The sequence below is a fragment of the Cognatiluteimonas sedimenti genome, assembly GCF_022808325.1.
GTDB lineage: Bacteria > Pseudomonadota > Gammaproteobacteria > Xanthomonadales > Xanthomonadaceae > Cognatiluteimonas > Cognatiluteimonas sedimenti.
Window position 1 is genome coordinate 220559 of record NZ_JALGCL010000001.1, and the last position, 16747, is coordinate 237305.

At 69.6% G+C, this 16747-nt stretch carries 20 protein-coding genes; 13 read left to right on the forward strand and 7 right to left on the reverse strand.

Annotated elements, in window-relative coordinates:
• Nucleotides 1–17 precede the first annotated feature (17 nt).
• Nucleotides 18–2090, forward strand: a complete 2073-nt coding sequence (locus MQC88_RS01050) for a tetratricopeptide repeat protein (protein WP_243318408.1) — start codon at nucleotides 18–20, stop codon at nucleotides 2088–2090.
• 30 nt (nucleotides 2091–2120) lie between these two features.
• Here the strand turns inward: MQC88_RS01050 and MQC88_RS01055 are convergent, their stop codons facing one another.
• Nucleotides 2121–2783: a glutathione S-transferase family protein gene (locus tag MQC88_RS01055; protein WP_243318410.1), complete on the reverse strand. Its 663-nt coding sequence runs from the start codon at nucleotides 2781–2783 to the stop codon at nucleotides 2121–2123.
• A 277-nt stretch (nucleotides 2784–3060) separates the two neighbouring features.
• Here MQC88_RS01055 and MQC88_RS01060 point away from each other — a divergent pair, with 277 nt between their 5' ends.
• A complete protein-coding gene (locus tag MQC88_RS01060; protein ID WP_243318412.1) occupies nucleotides 3061–3327 on the forward strand; it encodes a DksA/TraR family C4-type zinc finger protein in 267 nt (88 codons plus the stop codon).
• 86 nt (nucleotides 3328–3413) lie between these two features.
• Nucleotides 3414–4007 (forward strand): DUF3011 domain-containing protein, encoded by a 594-nt coding sequence (locus tag MQC88_RS01065; protein ID WP_243318414.1) that lies wholly within the window; start codon nucleotides 3414–3416, stop codon nucleotides 4005–4007.
• A 35-nt stretch (nucleotides 4008–4042) separates the two neighbouring features.
• Here the strand turns inward: MQC88_RS01065 and MQC88_RS01070 are convergent, their stop codons facing one another.
• Nucleotides 4043–4522: a hypothetical protein gene (locus tag MQC88_RS01070; protein WP_243318416.1), complete on the reverse strand. Its 480-nt coding sequence runs from the start codon at nucleotides 4520–4522 to the stop codon at nucleotides 4043–4045.
• A 118-nt stretch (nucleotides 4523–4640) separates the two neighbouring features.
• Here MQC88_RS01070 and MQC88_RS01075 point away from each other — a divergent pair, with 118 nt between their 5' ends.
• Both MQC88_RS01075 and MQC88_RS01080 read left to right on the forward strand, forming a co-directional pair.
• The gene (locus MQC88_RS01075; protein WP_243318418.1) at nucleotides 4641–4979 is read left to right on the forward strand and encodes a zinc ribbon domain-containing protein YjdM; all 339 of its coding nucleotides are present in this window, start codon (nucleotides 4641–4643) and stop codon (nucleotides 4977–4979) included.
• Between the two features lie 113 nt (nucleotides 4980–5092).
• Nucleotides 5093–5950: a PA4780 family RIO1-like protein kinase gene (locus MQC88_RS01080; protein WP_243318420.1), complete on the forward strand. Its 858-nt coding sequence runs from the start codon at nucleotides 5093–5095 to the stop codon at nucleotides 5948–5950.
• A 13-nt stretch (nucleotides 5951–5963) separates the two neighbouring features.
• Here the strand turns inward: MQC88_RS01080 and MQC88_RS01085 are convergent, their stop codons facing one another.
• The gene (locus MQC88_RS01085) at nucleotides 5964–6671 is read right to left on the reverse strand and encodes a lipoate--protein ligase family protein (RefSeq protein WP_243318422.1); all 708 of its coding nucleotides are present in this window, start codon (nucleotides 6669–6671) and stop codon (nucleotides 5964–5966) included.
• Between the two features lie 68 nt (nucleotides 6672–6739).
• Nucleotides 6740–7039 carry a lipoate-protein ligase small subunit gene (lplB, locus tag MQC88_RS01090; protein ID WP_243318425.1) on the reverse strand — a complete coding sequence of 100 codons (300 nt, stop codon included), beginning with the start codon at nucleotides 7037–7039 and terminating at the stop codon, nucleotides 6740–6742.
• 123 nt (nucleotides 7040–7162) lie between these two features.
• Here lplB and MQC88_RS01095 point away from each other — a divergent pair, with 123 nt between their 5' ends.
• The 5 genes from MQC88_RS01095 to MQC88_RS01115 all read left to right on the forward strand — a co-directional run bounded on the left by MQC88_RS01095 (nucleotide 7163) and on the right by MQC88_RS01115 (nucleotide 10838).
• Nucleotides 7163–8173 (forward strand): LLM class flavin-dependent oxidoreductase, encoded by a 1011-nt coding sequence (locus tag MQC88_RS01095; RefSeq protein ID WP_243318427.1) that lies wholly within the window; start codon nucleotides 7163–7165, stop codon nucleotides 8171–8173.
• A gap of 26 nt (nucleotides 8174–8199) precedes the next feature.
• Nucleotides 8200–8391, forward strand: a complete 192-nt coding sequence (locus MQC88_RS01100) for an oxidoreductase-like domain-containing protein (RefSeq protein ID WP_243318430.1) — start codon at nucleotides 8200–8202, stop codon at nucleotides 8389–8391.
• Between the two features lie 34 nt (nucleotides 8392–8425).
• Nucleotides 8426–8794: a DUF6164 family protein gene (locus MQC88_RS01105; RefSeq protein WP_243318432.1), complete on the forward strand. Its 369-nt coding sequence runs from the start codon at nucleotides 8426–8428 to the stop codon at nucleotides 8792–8794.
• Nucleotides 8795–9030: 236 nt separating this feature from the next.
• The gene (locus MQC88_RS01110) at nucleotides 9031–10674 is read left to right on the forward strand and encodes a sensor domain-containing diguanylate cyclase (protein WP_243318435.1); all 1644 of its coding nucleotides are present in this window, start codon (nucleotides 9031–9033) and stop codon (nucleotides 10672–10674) included.
• Nucleotides 10675–10697: 23 nt separating this feature from the next.
• Nucleotides 10698–10838 carry a hypothetical protein gene (locus MQC88_RS01115; RefSeq protein ID WP_243318437.1) on the forward strand — a complete coding sequence of 47 codons (141 nt, stop codon included), beginning with the start codon at nucleotides 10698–10700 and terminating at the stop codon, nucleotides 10836–10838.
• 37 nt (nucleotides 10839–10875) lie between these two features.
• Here the strand turns inward: MQC88_RS01115 and MQC88_RS01120 are convergent, their stop codons facing one another.
• Together MQC88_RS01120 and MQC88_RS01125 are read right to left on the reverse strand one after the other, a co-directional pair.
• The gene (locus MQC88_RS01120; RefSeq protein WP_243318439.1) at nucleotides 10876–11220 is read right to left on the reverse strand and encodes a YkgJ family cysteine cluster protein; all 345 of its coding nucleotides are present in this window, start codon (nucleotides 11218–11220) and stop codon (nucleotides 10876–10878) included.
• Between the two features lie 2 nt (nucleotides 11221–11222).
• Complete coding sequence (locus MQC88_RS01125) at nucleotides 11223–11873, reverse strand: class I SAM-dependent methyltransferase (RefSeq protein ID WP_243318443.1); 651 nt, start codon at nucleotides 11871–11873, stop codon at nucleotides 11223–11225.
• Between the two features lie 293 nt (nucleotides 11874–12166).
• Between MQC88_RS01125 and MQC88_RS01130 the strand changes: the two genes are divergently transcribed.
• Nucleotides 12167–12784 carry a trimeric intracellular cation channel family protein gene (locus MQC88_RS01130; protein ID WP_243320185.1) on the forward strand — a complete coding sequence of 206 codons (618 nt, stop codon included), beginning with the start codon at nucleotides 12167–12169 and terminating at the stop codon, nucleotides 12782–12784.
• Between the two features lie 3 nt (nucleotides 12785–12787).
• Nucleotides 12788–13417, forward strand: coding sequence for an HD domain-containing protein (locus MQC88_RS01135; RefSeq protein WP_243318446.1), 630 nt, complete (start codon nucleotides 12788–12790; stop codon nucleotides 13415–13417).
• A 70-nt stretch (nucleotides 13418–13487) separates the two neighbouring features.
• On the opposite strand, the gene MQC88_RS01140 is transcribed toward MQC88_RS01135, so the two are convergent.
• Nucleotides 13488–14750: a coiled-coil domain-containing protein gene (locus MQC88_RS01140; RefSeq protein ID WP_243318447.1), complete on the reverse strand. Its 1263-nt coding sequence runs from the start codon at nucleotides 14748–14750 to the stop codon at nucleotides 13488–13490.
• Between the two features lie 228 nt (nucleotides 14751–14978).
• On the opposite strand from MQC88_RS01140, the gene MQC88_RS01145 reads away from it, so the two are divergent.
• Nucleotides 14979–16745 carry a M1 family metallopeptidase gene (locus MQC88_RS01145; protein WP_243318449.1) on the forward strand — a complete coding sequence of 589 codons (1767 nt, stop codon included), beginning with the start codon at nucleotides 14979–14981 and terminating at the stop codon, nucleotides 16743–16745.
• Nucleotides 16746–16747 lie beyond the last annotated feature (2 nt).

Here is a 16747-nt window from a genome sequence, read left to right on the forward strand (position 1 = left end):
CCGCGGGGGCATGCATCGTGACGACTGCCGAGACCCTGGAGCAAGCCTTGTCGCTGTTGCGCGCGGGCCAGCCCGGGCCTGCGGAACGGATCTGCCGGCAGCTGCTGCTGGTACGGCCGGATGACTTTGGCGCCCACCACCTGCTGGGCATCCTGCTGATGCTGCGCGGCGAACCGGCGTTGGCCGAGCAGCAGATCGCGCACGCGGTCAGGGTCAATCCCGGCGTGCCGGGCGCCTGGTACAACCATGGCAACGCCTTGCTGGCGACCGACCGTGCCGGCGAGTCGATCGCCAGCTATGACCAGGCATTGCGCCTGAAGCCGGACATGGCCGAGGCGCTGTGCAACCGCGGCGCCGCGTTGGTCGCGCTGGGGCGCGCGGAGGCTGCCGTTGCCAGCCTGCAGGCCGCGCTCGCGCTGCGGCCGGACCTGCGCGACGCGCACGACAAGCTGGGTGAAGCGCTGCTCGCGCTGGGCGACCCGATCCAGGCGCTGGCGAGTTTCGACCGCGCCGTCGAACTGGCGCCGGCGCACGCCGGCGCGCTCAACAACCGCGGCCGCGCGCTGTTCGAAATGGGCCGCCACGAAGAGGCGCTGGCGGCCTTTCGCCAGGCAATCGATGCTGCCCCGGGACTCGCGGAACCGCACGACAACCAGGGGCTCGCGCTGCAGGAGCTTGGCCGTTTCGAGGAGGCCGTGGCCAGCCACGATGCCGCGATCGCGCGCAATCCCGGGTTCGCCACGGCCTGGATCCGGCGCGCCATGGCGCAGCGCCGGCTGAGGCGTTTCGAGCTGGCGTTGCGCGACTGCGACCAGGCCATCGCCCTGCAGCCAGGTTCGGCGCAGGCGTTCGATGGCCGCGGCATCGTCCTCAACGACATGGGCCGTTACGAGGAGGCGGTGCTCGCCTATCGCCAGGCGATCGCGCTGGATCCGGGCTTCGCGCATGCGCACAACAACCTCGGCAACGTCCTCTACGACCTCGGCCGGATGGAGGAAGCGCTGCTGGAATTGCAGGCGGCGATCGAACTGATGCCGGCGTTTCCGGAGGCGTACAGCAACCGCGGCCTGGTCCTGCAGGACACCCGGCGCTTCGAGCAGGCGCTTGAAGCCTACGACGCCGCCATCGCGCTCCGGCCGGCCTATGCGGAAGCCTACAAGCGGCGCGCGACCCTGCATCTGCTGCAGGGCGACTACGGTCGCGGCTGGGAGGACTACGAAACCAGCCTGTTGCACGCGCGCCGCCACGCCGATGGCCCGCTGCGCGACATACCGTACTGGGCCGGGGAACCGCTGCGCGGCAAGTCGATCCTGCTGTCGGAACCCAATGGCCTCGGCGACACGATCCAGTTCTGGCGCTTCCTGCCGCTGCTCGACGCGATGGGCGCACGGATCAGTTTCCTCGGGCTCGAGCGCATGTTCCGGTTGTTGCGCAGCAGCCCGTGGCCGGTGCGGCTGCTGTCGGAGCGGCCGGCGGGCGAGCTGTTCGACTACCGTTGCGAGCTGTGGAGCCTGCCGCGCCTGCTTCGGACCGGGCTCGACGACATCCCTGGCGGCATTCCATACCTGGCTGCCGATGCCGGGGCGGCGGCCCGCTGGTCGCAGTGGCTCGGCACGGGACATTTCAACGTCGGCGTCTGCTGGCAGGGCAATCCCGGGCGCAAGATCGACGCCGGGCGTTCGATCCCGCTCGCCTCGTTCCACCCGCTGGCGCGCGTTCCCGGCGTTCGACTGGTCAGCCTGCAGAAGAACTTCGGCCTGGACCAGTTGGCTGGCCTTCCGCGGGGCATGGAAGTGCGCAACCCCGGACCGGACTTCGATGCCGGGGCCGATGCCTTCATCGACACCGCCGGATTGATGCAGGCGCTGGACCTGGTGGTGACCTCCGACACTTCGCTCGCGCACCTGGCCGGCGCGCTCGGGCGGCCCACCTGGGTGGGGATCAAGTACGCCCCGGAATGGCGCTGGATGCTCGACCGAGCGGATAGTCCGTGGTACCCGACGCTGCGCCTGTTCCGGCAACCGGAGCAGGGCGACTGGGCGGCCGTGTTCGAGGCGATGGCGGGGGAGTTGAAGAAGATCGTCGGCTGACCGCCATCGCGGTCGCCAACCAGGCGCGCATCAATCCCGATCCGGTGCACCGAGCGGGAAATATCCGCGGAACGGCCGCGCCTCGTCGACCGCGCGCGCGAACGACGGGCGCGCAAGCAATCGCTGCCGATAGGCGATGACGTGTGCGAACGACGCGTCGATGCGATGGGTCCAGTCGGCGTAGAAGAGGAATGGCGCCGCCGCGCAGTCGGCGAGGCTGAATTCCCCGCTCGCGGCCCACTCGCGGCCGGCCATGTGCCGGTCGAGCCAGGCATACGACGTGTCGAGCATCGCCCGCGCCAGGCCGACGCCGTGCGGATCGCGCGCCGCCTCCGGCTGGAGGCGGTCGAACACCACCTTCTGCTGCGGCGTGGACACGTAGTTGTCGAAGAACCTGTCGAGCATGCGCACTTCCAGCGCGGCGTCGGCGTCCTTGGGGATGAGGCGGGCAGGGCCGGGATGGTGCACGTCCAGGTACTCGATGATGCAACTGGCCTCCAGCACCGTGCGGCCGCCATCGACAAGGACCGGGAAGCGCTTCATCGGCCACAGCGCCTCCAACTCCTCCGCGGCGCCGGGATCCTCGAGCATTCGGTACTCGAATGGCGTGCCGAGCTCGTACAGCGCGACCAGCGCCTTTTGGCAGTAGGAGGAGAAGGGGTGGGCGTAGAGGCGGGGCAGGGGCGTGGTCATGGCAGTTCCTGGCGTATGTCCGGGTCGACGAACGGGCCAGCGGCGGATCGACAACATCGCGCGGTGCCAGCGTGGCGAAGCCGGTTCCGTATTGCTCACGCACAAATCCGTCTCGGAGCGTTGAGGCGCAAGTCTTCCAGCAGGGCGCAGTCCCCTAGCTTGGCACAGTCGAGCATGGCTGCCCTGTCGACGGAAAACCAGCTCCCGCCGTGATGGCGGCAATTCACCTTTGCGGGCTTATGCTTGCCGCGATTGGAAGAACGGGCAGGAGACGGTGATGGCAACCGGCTGGGCAGGCGACAACGCCGTGCAGGACCAGATCGACGCGACCGTGGAGGACGCGATCAAGCGCGCCCGCAGCCAACTGCCGCAAGGGCCGGGACTGACGCATTGCGAAGAGTGCGGCGCATCGATTCCCGAGGCGCGGCGCAAGGCGATGCCGGGCGTACGCCTTTGCGTTTCCTGCCAGGAAGCGCTTGATCGCGAACAGGGCGCTGCTGCCGGTTACAACCGACGCGGCAGCAAGGACAGCCAGTTGCGCTGAGGCCATGGCACGACCAGGCCATGCCTGGCCGGTGCCCGCGATTGCACTGGCAATTCCGGCCATGTCGGCCGGCACGGAGGTGGATCATGGGCGGCACCCTGCGGACCTGCGCGATCTTCGTTGGCAGCCTGGCATTGGCCGGCTGCGTGGGATACGGCTACCCCGGCTCCGGACCGGGCTACGGTGGCTATCCACCCGGGGGCGGCTATCCCGGAGGCGGCTACTACCCGCCCGGAACCGGCGCACCGTACCCCGATGGCGCCTACGGCGCAGACGTGCGCTGCGAATCCAATGACGGCCGCACCCGCTATTGCCCCGCGGACGTGCGCGGGGGCGTGCGCCTGACACGGCAACTGTCGCGCACCGACTGCATCCAGGGCCGCAACTGGGGTTACGACAATCGCGGGATCTGGGTCTCCGGCGGGTGCAGGGCCGAATTCATCACCGGCACCGGTGGCTATCGGCCCGGCTACGGCCAGCCCGGCCCGGGCGCCGGCCAGGTCGTGCGCTGCGAGTCCAACGACGGCCACGAACGGTATTGCCGGGTGCCGATCCGCCAACGGGCCGACCTCAGCAAGCAGCTGTCGCGGACGCGTTGCGTGCAGGGGCAGAACTGGCGCTGGGATCGGGGCGGGATCTGGGTGACAGGCGGCTGCCGCGCGGAATTCCGCGTCTACTGAGGCGCCGGGCTGCGTTGCCCCGCGCCGCCGCGGCGTCATTCGCAACGCCGGCGCACCATGCCCATGCCGCTGCTGGTATCGGTCAGCGTCTTGCCGTCTTCGGACAGGCGAAAACGATAGGTCGCCTCACGGGTTTCGCCTTCGCCGGTCAGCTTCGCGACGATGGTGAGTCCGGAACCGCTGCCGGCAACCGACAGGATCTCGCCGCTGCTTTCGTGGAAGGCGATGCGGTCGCCGTCGATGCGCAACTGCGATTCATGTCCCGGGCTGGTGCAGGCGGCGACGTCGGCCGCCCATTCGCCCCGGAACCGGACCGGAACGGTGGTGCCGTTCGCCGCCACGTCGTCGACAACCGGCGTGGGTGCAGGGTGCGTGGTCGCGGGAACATCCGTTCCCGCCGGCGGCGACGGCGTGTCGGCCGCGGTATCGGCCGGCGCGGGGGGGGCGGAGGGCGCGGGTGGCGCGCTGCAACCGGCAGTAGCGATGACCAGGGCGAGGATGAGCTGTCGTTTCATCGGGGCGTCCGCAGTGGGGTTCCGGAGCGGAGCATCGCAGGCGGGCCGTGACCATGGAGTGGCCGGGAGTTTCCACCCATTGCCTATAATCCGTGGTTCCACGCAACAAGCAGAAGCCATGCCCACGATCCCCGCCTGCCCGCAATGCGGCATGGAAAACACCTATCTCGACGGCGGCAACCCCGTCTGCGCCGACTGCGGGCATGAGTGGTCGCTTTCCGCCGCGATCGCCGAAACCGACGTGGTCGCCAGGGATGCCAATGGCAACCCGCTGGCCGCCGGCGACACCGTGGTCGTGATCAAGGACCTGAAGGTAAAGGGTTCCTCGATCGCGCTGAAGCAGGGCAGCGTGATCCGCAACATCCGCCTGGTCGACGGCGATCCCGAGCACATCGAAGGGCATTCCGAGAAGATCAAGGGCCTGGTGCTGAAGACCTGTTTCCTGCGAAAGGCGTGAGACCGGCGCGCGAGGCGGCGGAGGCTGGGCGCCGCTGCCGCGCCGGTGCGCAGCGGACGCCGATCGGCGATGCTCCATAATGGTCGGCTATTCGCGGCTGGTCCCGGACAACGATGAAAGCCCCTGACGGCCTGCAGCCGCTGATCGATGACGGCGTGATCGACCAGGTCATGCGCCCGCTCAAGAGCGGCAAGGAAGCTTCGGTGTACGTGGTCCGCTCGGGCGACGACGTGCGCTGCGCCAAGGTGTACAAGGACCTGGGGCAGCGCAGTTTCCAGCAACGCGTGCAGTACCAGGAAGGTCGCAAGGTGCGTGGCAGCCGCGACGCGCGCGCGATCGCCAAGGCCAGCAAGTACGGGCGCAAGCAGCAGGAGACCGCCTGGAAGAACACCGAGGTCGAGGCGCTGTACCAGTTGCGCGACGCCGGCGTGCGCGTGCCGAAACCGCATGGCTACCACCATGGCGTGCTGGTGATGGAGCTGGTGGTCGATGCCGACGGACATTCGGCGCCACGACTGGGCGAAGTCGAGCTGTCGCCAGGCCAGGCGCGGGGCTTCCATCGATTCCTGGTGCGGCAGGTGGTGAAGATGCTGTGCGTCGGCCTGATCCACGGCGACCTGTCGGAATACAACGTGCTGGTGGCTCCCGATGGCCCGGTGATCATCGACCTGCCGCAAGTGGTCAGCGCCGCCGGCAACAACGCCGCGCGCACGATGCTGCTGCGCGACGTCAACAACCTCACCGCCAGCCTCGGCCGCTGGGCGCCGGAGCTGCTGGACACCTGGTATGGCGAGGAGATGTGGGCGCTCTACGAGGCCGGCCGGTTGCGGCCGGACAGCGAGCTGACCGGCGTGTTCGCGCACGACGATTCGAACATCGACCTGGACGCGGTGCGCCACGCGATCAACGATGCGCGCGAGGAAGCACTGATTCGCCAGCAGGGGCGGGAGGCGGCAGCGTCCGCGGACTAGCAGCGTCGCCTGCCTACGGCACGATCCCGGTCCATCCCGGCGTTGCGAACTTGTCGCGCGCAAGCGCCTGCGCGCGCGCCAGTTCCTCGTGGCCGAGCGCGCCGGATTCCAGGCCGCCATGGCGCTGGCGGAAACTCTCGACCAGGCGCGCGATCACCGCTTCGCGCGCCAGCCCGGTCTGGCTGCGCAGCGGGTCGACCCGCTTCTGCGCGCTGGTCGTGCCCTTGTCCGACAGCTTTTCACGGCCGATGCGCAGAACTTCCAGCATCTTGGCCGCATCGATGTCGTAGGCCATGGTGACGTGGTGCAGCACGGCCTTGCCACGACGCGCCTGCGCGGCGCCAGCGATCTTGCCGGCGGGCGAGGTGATGTCGTTCAGCGGCTGGTACCAGGCCTGGATCCCGAGATCGCCGAGCGCCGCGATCACCCAGGCGTCCATCAGCGCGTAGGCCTGCTCGAAACTCATGCCCTCGACCATCGAGACCGGTGCGACGATCGAATAGGTGATGGTGTTTCCGGGCTCGATGAACATCGCCCCGCCGCCGCTGATGCGGCGCACCACCTCGATGCCGTGGCGCCGCGCGCCGTCGGCATCGACCTCATTGCGCAGCGACTGGAAGCGGCCCATCACCACCGCCGCGCTGGCCCATTCCCAGATCCGCAGGGTCGGCGCGCGCCGACCGGCCGACACTTCGTCGAGCAGGACGTCGTCCAGGGCCATGTGCAGGGTTGGAGCCTGCGGGGCCTCATGCACCAGTTGCCAAGCATGGTCGTGCCAGCTGCTGCGGCTCACGCGGTTTGCCCCACGGCATCGATCGCGCGGCGGGCGGCGACGGCGACTCCCTCGGGCGTGATCCCGAACAGCCTCGCCCCCGGGCCGAGCGCGACCCGCACCGCCGCTGCCAGCAGCGCCTCGTTGGCGTCCGCGGGCAAACCGTGCAGCGCGGAATCGATCGCGTCCAGCGCGCTGTCGGGCTCGAGGAAGAAGTCGCCACTCACCCGGACCTGCGCCAGGTGCCCATCGACGACCGCCAGGTCGACGACCACCAGCTTGCCGCCGGGAACCTTGTATTCGCCGTGCATGGCCATCCTTCGTGCCTTCCCGCGCACAGTCTAGCGGGATGCCGGGCCGGCGGCCGGAAGATGCCCGGCGGACGTGGAATTCGCGGCCCGCGCCCCCATCCTGGAGGAACCGGACCCGCAGGATTGCCGATGATCCCGTTCTCCATCCTCGACCTGGCGCCGATCACCGAAGGCGGCGACGCGGCGCAGGCGTTCGCCAATACCCTGGACCTGGCGCGGCGTGCCGAGCGCCTGGGCTACCGCCGCTACTGGCTGGCCGAACACCACAACATGCCCGGGATCGCCAGCGCCGCGACCGCGGTGCTGATCGGCCATGTCGCCGGCGGCACCACGACCATCCGCGTCGGCGCCGGCGGCATCATGCTGCCCAACCACGCGCCGCTGCAGGTGGCCGAACAGTTCGGCACGCTGGCGTCGCTGCATCCGGGCCGGATCGACCTTGGGCTGGGCCGCGCGCCGGGCACCGACCAGGCGGCCGCACGCGCGTTGCGCCGCTACTACCAGAACGCCGACGAGTTTCCCGCCGACGTGGTCGAACTCCTGCGCTACTTCGAGCCGGCGCAGGAGGGGCAAGCGGTGCGCGCCGTGCCCGGCGCCGGGGTCGACGTCCAGGTCTGGATCCTGGGGTCGAGCCTGTTCGGCGCGCAACTGGCGGCGGCGCTGGGCTTGCCGTACGCGTTCGCCTCGCACTTCGCGCCGGATGCCCTGGAGGATGCGCTGGCGCTGTACCGGCGCGACTTCCGGCCATCGCCGCGGCTGGCGCGGCCGCACGTCATGCTGGCGCTGAACGTGGTCGTCGCCGATACCGATGCGGAGGCGCAGCGGTTGTTCACCACGCAACAGCAGGCCTTCGTCAACCTGCGCCGGGGCCGCGCCGGCCTGGTGCCGCCACCGCTCGCCTCTGCCGCGGACATCGATGGGTTCTGCACGCCGGCGGAAAAGGCCGGGGTCGATCGCGCGCTGGCCTGCGCGGTGGTCGGTGCACCCGATACCGTGCGCGCCGGCATCGCCGCCTTCGTCGAGCGCCATTGCCCGGACGAACTGCTGCTGACCGCCAACATCTTCGACCACGCCGCGCGCGTACGCTCGTTCGAACTGGCCGCGCATGCGTCCGCTTCGGATGCCACCATCCCAAGCTGAAGGCAGGGAAGGACACGCTGGCAGACATGAACGATCCTGCTCCGACCCCGGCCGATCCGCGGCCCCGCCGGCCGGCCGAACCCGACCCCGCCGACTGCTGCGGCGGCGGTTGCGTGCGTTGCGTCTACGACCTGTACGACGACGCCATCGCACGCTACGAAATGGCGCTCGCGGCGTGGCGCAAGCGCCATGGAGGGGCGGAACCGGGGAGCGGGTGAGCCGAGTCCCGCCCCCAACGGCTATGATCCGGGCATGTCGAAGTTGCTGCTCAACCTGCGCCACGTGCCGGACGACGAGATCGCCGATGTGCGGGCGATGCTCGAGGCCAACCGGATCGAGTTCTACGAAACGCTGCCGAGCCGCTGGGGCATTTCCCATGGCGGGATCTGGGTCACCGATGACGGGGATATCGCCACGGCCAAGCGCCTGATGGCGGAGTACCAGGCCGAGCGCCAGGCGCGCGCGCGCGCCGAGCACGCCGCCGCGGTGCGCGACGGCACTGCCGACACTTTCGCCACCGTGCTGCGCCGCGAGCCGCTGCGCGTGGCGCTGACGGTGCTTGCGATCCTGGGAATGCTGGGGCTGGTGGCGCTGATACCGGTGCTGTTGATGCGGCACTGAAGGCGCGATCGCGCCCGACCGTGTGGCAATTGGCGCGCTGTCGTTGCCGATTCGAGCGGGCCATGGCCGACGTTTCGTCGGCGCAGGCGAAGACCCCAGCGCGCTCCCCTGCGGCGCCCTGCACCAAAGACCGATGCCGGCGGGCGCCGTCGTCCGTTACCCTTGGCGGCGTGACTGCTTCCACGCCTCGCTTCGCTTGCCGCAGGGGCACGCGTGCGCGCGCTTGGCCGTGCCGCATGCTGGCACTGGCTTTCGCGCTGGTTGCGCTGGCGCCGTTGCCCGGAGCCGCCGCGGACGTGCCGTTGCGGGGCGCGTGGCGCCCGGCCGTCGCCGGTGAGGAGGCTGCCGCGGTGCGGCGCGGCGATCCGCGCCTGCGCACCTTCGATCCGGCGCGGCTGCAGGCTTTCGGCACAGGGACCGCCGGCAACTGGGTCCTGTTGTGGCCGTCTCGGGATGCATGGCCTGCGCCGCCGTTCGTCCTCGAGGCCAAGGGCGCGGGGCTGCAGACGCTGGCGTTGCAGGTGCCGGGAGCGGCTTCTGCGCGCAGCGCGCGTGCCTCGCGGATCGATCCGCAGGCCTGGCCCGGCCATGGCCGCCTGGCGTTCGTCGTCGACGTCGCGCCCGCGCCCGGGCAGGCATTGCGCCTGCACGTGGATGCGGCCGGCGTGATCGCGGCGCCGATGACCTTCGCGTTGCAGCCGGTGGCGGCCTACCTGCGCGCGGATGCGCGCTGGCTCGCATTCGCCAGCGCTTGCCTGGCGATGATGGCGGCGATGGCGCTGATGGCGCTGTTGTTCGCGCTGCGCCTGCGCGATCGCACGTTCGTGTATTACGCGGGTTTCGTTTTGGCTTACGCGCTGATCCTGGGCCTGCAGACCGGCTATGTATTCGAACCGCTGGGCTGGGGCTGGCTGTCGGACTGGCTGCGCACGCTGGGTCGGATCGCGACCGCGGCGTCGGTGGTGTTCGCGGTCCTGTTCGCCGACCGGTTCGCCAACCTGCGGCGATACCTGCCAACGGGTCGCAGGCCGCTGCTCGGCTACGCAGGAGCGATCACGCTGCTCGCGGCGATCGGCATCGTGCCGGGGCTGGATGCGCTGGCGCGGGCGCTGATCAATCCGCTGCTGGTGCTGGGCGGACCATGGCTGTTGATCGCCAGCGTGTTTGCGACCGTGCGCGGTTCGCGCTACGCGGCCTATTTCCTCCTGGGCTGGACGCCGTTGCTGGTGGTGACGGTCATTGGCGGGCTGCAGCCCTATGGCCTGCTGTCGGGCTGGACCTGGGCCGGCGATGCCGCCCTCGCCGCCGGTGCGCTGGAGGCGCTGGTGCTGTCGCTCGGCCTGGCCGACCGCAGCCTGGCGCTGCGCCGCGACCGCGACCAGGCGCGCCGCCTGGCCGACATCGATCCGTTGACCGGCCTGCACAATCGCCGCGCCTGGAGCGAGCGGCTGCTGGCGCTGGACGCCACGGTGCGCCGCCAGGGGCAGCCCCTGTCGTTGCTGTTCCTCGACCTGGACCGCTTCAAGCAACTCAACGACCGCCTGGGCCACGAGGCCGGCGATGCCGCGTTGCGGGCGATGGCCGTGGCGATGCGCGCCGAGTTGCGCGAGCAGGACCAAGTGGGGCGTTACGGCGGCGAGGAGTTCGTGGTTGCGCTGCCCGGCGTCGATGGCGCGCACGCATTGCAGGCCGCCGAGCGCATCCGCGCGCGCCTGGATGCCCGCGCGATGCAGGATCCCGCGGGTGCGACGCCCACGGTCAGCATCGGCGTGGCGACGCTCGGGCCGGGCGAGGACCTGCCGTCCCTGATCAAGCGCGCGGACGCCGCGATGTACGCGGCCAAGGCGGCCGGGCGCAACCGGGTGGAACAGGCGGGCTGATCCCGGCGGCAGGGCGGCCCCTGATGTCGCTCCTGCGCACCGGCGCTCGTCGAATGTTCGTGACCGGCGTGCGGCGCTGCCGGGGCGCTGGCGCGGACTCACGCGACGGCGCCGATGCCAAGCGCATGTTCTTTTGTGGCTTCAAGATGTTGGTCGAGGCGTAAGCGGCGGGGCGCGGCGCCGCGGTCGCGCGGACCGGCGTCATTCCGGCGCGGCGCCGCGCTCGAGATATTCCTTGCGCGTCGCGCGGCAATAGCCGCCGCCCATCTGGAATCGGCGGCAGATGCCGGGGCGCTGGTCGTAGATGCCGCAACGCATGTGCAGGGGGTCCAGCGCCACGCACCAGCCGTCCTCGCCGCGCGCCATTACCTCCAGGCCATGCGCGTCGCGCTCGACCAGGTGGCGCGGGACGTCGTCCTCCGGCATCACCAGCACGGTGAGGCGACAGCACACTGCATCGCAGCGGCTGCACGAGATCGACGGATCGATGCGGTCGTCGTCGTCCAGGATCTCGAACGAGCTGGTGCCGAATTTGTCCGGTTCCATGATCATCTCCGGTAGCTCAGCAGGCGGCCGCGGAAGGGCGCGACGTCGCTGTCGTTGAAGCGGCTGCGCCGTTCGCTGACGGCATACCCCTGGCCGGCGAGCGAACGCGTGAACGCGGCGCTGTTGCCGCGTCCGGGATCGGTGATCAGGATCTCCGCGTCTACGGATGCGTGGCGCAGCATCATCTGTGCGAGCAGCGCGGCATGTTCGCGCTCGTAGAGGATGTCGCTGCCGATGATCAGGTCGAAGCGGCCCAGGGTCGCGTCCGGTACCGCCCAGGGCAGGTTGCGATACGCGATCGGGGGCAGCGCGTTGAGCGCGGCGTTGTGGGCGAGGAAGGATTCGGCCAGCGGGTGGTGGTCACTGGCGGTGACGTCGGCCCCGCGCTGTTGCAGGACAAGGCTGGACAGGCCGAGCCCGCAGCCCAATTCGAGGATGCGCTTGCCGGCGACCTCGAACGTGGCCATCGCCTCGGCCAGCACGCGGCTCGACGGCCATACCTGCCCGAACAGGCTCCACAGGGCGGAGGAAATGCCCGCGCGTTCGGCCGCGCCATTGCGATCGGCGAACTGCTGCAGGTCGCTGAGCGCGCGCACGCGGTAATCGCGCCCGCCGAGGCGAACGGTCAGCAGGCGAGTGGTGTAGCCCGGCATGGGCGCTCCCGTGGGGGCGTCATTCCGCCTGGTGGCGGGAAGATGACGCGGGAAGGGAGCGAGACGTAAGGCCGCGAGGCCCGGCGAAACGCGCGAATGCAACGGTTGCAGCCGTTGCAGCGCGATTCTACGCGGTATGGGCACGACCGGCCGGGTGCGGCCGCCACCAGCAGGATCGTGTTCAGCCCGCGAACGCTGCCGCGCGCGGTGCCGAGCACTGGCCCGGCGGCCGCCATGCCTGTCATCCTGTCGCACGGAACCCCCCCGCCGAAGCGGCCATGCCCACTTCTCCCATGCACGATTTCCTGATGGTGCTCGACCTGGTCGGAACCTTCGTGTTCGCGATCAGCGGCGCAACCCTCGGCGTGCGCAAGCAACTGGACCTGTTCGGGGTGCTCGTGCTGTCGTTCGCGGCGGCGGTCTCGGGCGGCATCGCGCGCGACCTGCTGATCGGGGCGACGCCGCCGGTCGCATTGGCGCAGTGGCATTACCTCGGGGTGAGTTGCGCGGCGGGCCTGGTCACCTTCTACCGTTGCGACGATGTCGAGCGGCTGCGAAATCCGGTGCAGGTGTTCGACGCGATCGGGCTCGCGCTGTTTGCGGTCACCGGCGCGACCAAGGCCCTGGCCGCGGGGCTGGGCCCGATGGGCGCGATCCTCCTGGGCATGCTGACCGGGATCGGCGGCGGCATGGCGCGCGACATCCTGGTGGCGCGCGTGCCGGTGGTGTTGCAGTCCGACCTGTATGCAGTCGCCGCCCTGGCCGGTGCCGCCGTCGTCGTTGCCGGGCATTGGTTGCAGCTGCCAGGGCCACCGGTGCTGCTGGCGGGAGCCCTGCTGTGCTTCGGCCTGCGCTTCATGGCGATCCGCTACGGCTGGCAGCTGCCGGTGGCGCAGCACCGGAGGGATTGACGTTTGTCCCTCGCGAGCCTGCCGTTCGACCTGGGCGATGCGCAACGCAGCGCGCTGGAGGCCGCCTATGCGACACCGGCGCGGGCCTACCACGACTTTCGCCATGTCCTCGAAGTGCTGCGGCACTATGCCGAGGTCATGGCGGGGCCGGGATGGAAGCAGCCGCGCGAAGTGGCGCTGGCGGTGCTTTACCACGACGCCATCCACGACCCGGGGCGCAGCGACAACGAAGCAAGGTCGGCACGTTTCGCGCTGGAGCAGATGGCGCGCTGGCAGCCCCAAGCCGGCATCGACATGCAACGCGTCGCGTACCTGATCGGATTGACGGCGCGCCACGGCGGGTTTGAGCCGTCGGATTTCGACGACGATCCGGCCCCCGACGACGCCCGCCGGTTCCTGGACTGCGACATGGCGATCCTCGGTGCCGAACCGGAGGTCTTCGACGCCTATGACCGCGGCATCGCCGCCGAGTACCGCGGAACGCTGCCGGCATGGCTGTTCCGGTTGAGGCGGCGGGCATTCCTCAAGGCGCTGCTGGCGCGCAAGCGTATCTTCCTCAGCGATTATTTCCACGCCCGCCTGGATGCGCGCGCCCGCAACAACCTGCGCCGGGCAGTGACCGCGAAGCGCTGACGCGGACGCCGGCAGCGGAAAGGAAAACGCCCGGATCCCCGGGCGTTTTCGGACGGATTGGCACGACGGCCTAGCCGAGGTATTGCAGGTTCAGGATCAGCGCCAGGACCGCCTGCAGGATCGAGGCGTTGCCCTGGTCATAGCGACCGTACTGGTAACGGTCGCCGTAACCGTCCTGGTAACCGCGCTGGAAGCCCTGGCGGAAGTAATAGTTGTAGTCGCTGCGGCTGACGTAGTAGTTGTCGTAGCCGTAGCTGGCGTCACGATAGGCATAGGAATCGCGGTAGTTGCTGTTCCAGCGATCGTAACGATCGGCGCGGCCGGCACGCAGGCCCTCCTGGTAGCCGTAGTTGACGGCCTGGCGCAGCATGTCGGCGCCATAGCGGTTGGTGGTGTAGTAGTTGCCGCCGTAGCCGTAGCGATAGTTCACCGGAGTGTAGAAGTACGGATTGCTGTGGTAGTCGTAGCGTTGCGCGGCCAAGCGCTGCTGCTGCAGGTGCACGCGGCGGTAGTACTCCTGCTGGTAGCGGTACTGCGCCATCCGTCGCTGCTGCTGCAGCTGCATGGCCCGCTGGCGCTCGAGTGCCTGCCGGGTGGCGACGTAGCGGCGATAGTCTTCGGCGCGCTGGCGTTGCTGGTCGATCCGGCGCTGCTGTTCCTGGCGGGAAATGCGATCGCGCTGCTGCTCGATCCGGTGCGAAACCAGCGACTGCTTGCGGGCCTGCTCCTGGCGGGCATGTTCCTGCGCGGCGCGCGCATCATGCTCCCGGCGCTCCGCGGCCTGGCGCTGCTGCGCGAGACGCCGTTCGCTGCGCTGCCGTTCCAGCCGCTGCTGGTCGAGATCGCGATGCGCGACCGTCGCGCGCTGCCTCTCGGCGGCGCGTTTCGCGGCCAGGCGATGCTGCTCGGCGGACTGTCGTTCGGCCTGCTGCCGGCGTTGCGCTTGCTGCCGTGCAGCCTGCTGCTGCGCGGCCGCCTGCTGGCGGCGTTCGGCTGCTTGCGCCTGGCGCTGCTGTGCCTGCCGCTGGGCATGTGCCGAGCGCTGCTGCGCGGCTCGCTGGCTTTCCATTTCCGCATTGCGCTGGCGGGCGATGGCGTCCTGGCGGGCTTCGACCGCACGCGCATTGGCCTGCGCGGCGGGAACGTGCTGCTGCCGCTGCGGTGCCTGCTTGCCGGCCTTGTCCGCGCCGGCCTTGTGCTTGGCCTGCTTGTCGTGTTGCTGCTTGTCCTGCTCGCGCGGGTCCTGGCGCGCGTCCGCCGGGGCATTGAAGCCGGCGGCCAGCAAGGTACCCAGGGCAATGGCCAGCAGGCTGCGTTGGGAAATGATGTTCATGGCGTCCCTCATCGTGCTGCCCGTCGGGCAGGTCGCAAGCCATTTGCTTGCATGGCATGCACTACAAGTGAAAACCACTTAACTAAATCTGAGCGCCGCCGGACGCATTCAGCTGCTGTCGGCTTGCGTTCATGGAAGCCCGCTCAACGCCGCATGCCACCTGTCGCACTTGCGCCGGCCGCCGGCCGGACGTAAGACTCGCAGGCCTTGGTCCTGGGGATTTCCATGATGCTTCTGCGCAAGCGCCTTTCCGCGGCCGGGCTCTGCCTGCTCGCCACGACCCTTTCCGCGCCGGCCCTTGCTCAACAGGCGCGCGGACAACCGGCGCTGACGGCGCTCACGGCAAAGTCCGGCGTCGCGCGCGCGCCCGAGCAGGCCGTCGTGGTGTTCGAGCACGCCGACCTCCGCTTCCGGATCGACCCGGCGCAACGCCGTCTCGACGGCGATGCCGGCCTTACCTTCCGCGCCCTGCAACCGCTGTCGCGCCTGGTCGTCGACCTCGATCCCAGTTACGCGATCGAGGCAGTCGAGATCGATGGGCAGGCGTTGCCCGCCGCTGCCTGGTCGAATCCGGAAGGCAGGATGGCCGTGGCCCTGCCAAGACCGCTTGCCGCCGGCGCCCGCACGACACTGAGGATCCGTTACGGCGGCCATCCGCATGTCGCCAGCCGGGCACCCTGGGACGGCGGCTTCGTCTGGAGCCAGGCCCCGGGTGGCGAACCGTGGGTCGCCAGCGCGATCGAAGGCGAGGGCTGCGACCTGCTGTGGCCGTGCATCGACCACCCGCAGGGCGAGCCGCTGCTGGTGGACGAGGCGATCACCGTGCCGGCGCCGCTGGTCGCGGCCGGCAACGGCATCGCGATGGGCATGGAGGAGCACGATGGCTGGCGTACCTGGAAGTGGCGCGCGAAGAGCCCGGATACCTATGCCATCGCGATCAACGTCGGCCCGTACGAACTGCTGTCGGCGGACTACGCCAGCCGTTACGGCAACCTCATCCCGTTGCGCTTCTGGCACCTGAAGGGCAACGAGGCCCGGGCTCGCGCGCTGTTCGAGCAGTTCCCGAAGATGCTTGAGTTCTTCGAGGCCACGATCGGCCCGTATCCGTTCGGCGACGAGAAGATGGGCGTGGTCGAGACGCCGTACCTGGGCATGGAGCACCAGACCATCAATGCCTACGGCAACGACTACAAGCTCACCGAGTACGGCTATGACTGGCTGCTGCAGCACGAGTTCGCGCACGAGTGGTTCGGCAACCAGGTGACCAACGCCGACTGGGACGACATGTGGCTGCACGAGGGCTTCGGCAGCTACATGCAACCCCTGTACCTGCAATGGCTGCGCGGCGACAGGGAGTCCGACGCCTGGCTGCTGTTCCAGCGCAAGTTCCTGGTGAACAGGGTGCCGATCGTCTCCGGCCGGAGCATGGTCGAGGATGCCGTCTACAACGACGAGACCGGTCCGGGCAACGACATCTACTACAAGGGCTCGCTGCTGCTGCACACGCTGCGCAATCTCATCGGCGACCAGGCATTCTTCGCTGCCACGCGGCAACTGGTGTACGGGACCACGGATCCCAGGCCGGGCAACTTCAAGCCGCGCTACGCCACCACCCGCGATTTCATCGATGCGGTGAACCAGGCCACCGGTCGCGACTACGGCTGGTTCTTCGACGTCTATGCCTATTCGGCGGCATTGCCGGAGCTGGTCGCCAGGCGCGATGCCTCGGGGCTGTCGCTGCAATGGAAGGCGCCGGGAGGGAAGCCATTCCCGATGCCGGTGCAGGTTCGCGTCGACGGCCGCGACGTCGAGCTGCCGATGGCCGCGGGCCGCGGCCACGTCGACCTGCCGCCCCACGCGCTTTACACCATCGACCCGCACGCGCGTGTACTGCGTGCCTTGCCCCATATCGATGCCTACCAGGCCGACCTTGCGGCGCGGTTGAAGGCCGCCGCCGAAGCCGCCCAGCAGCCTGCGCCAAGGCGCGGGGACTAGGC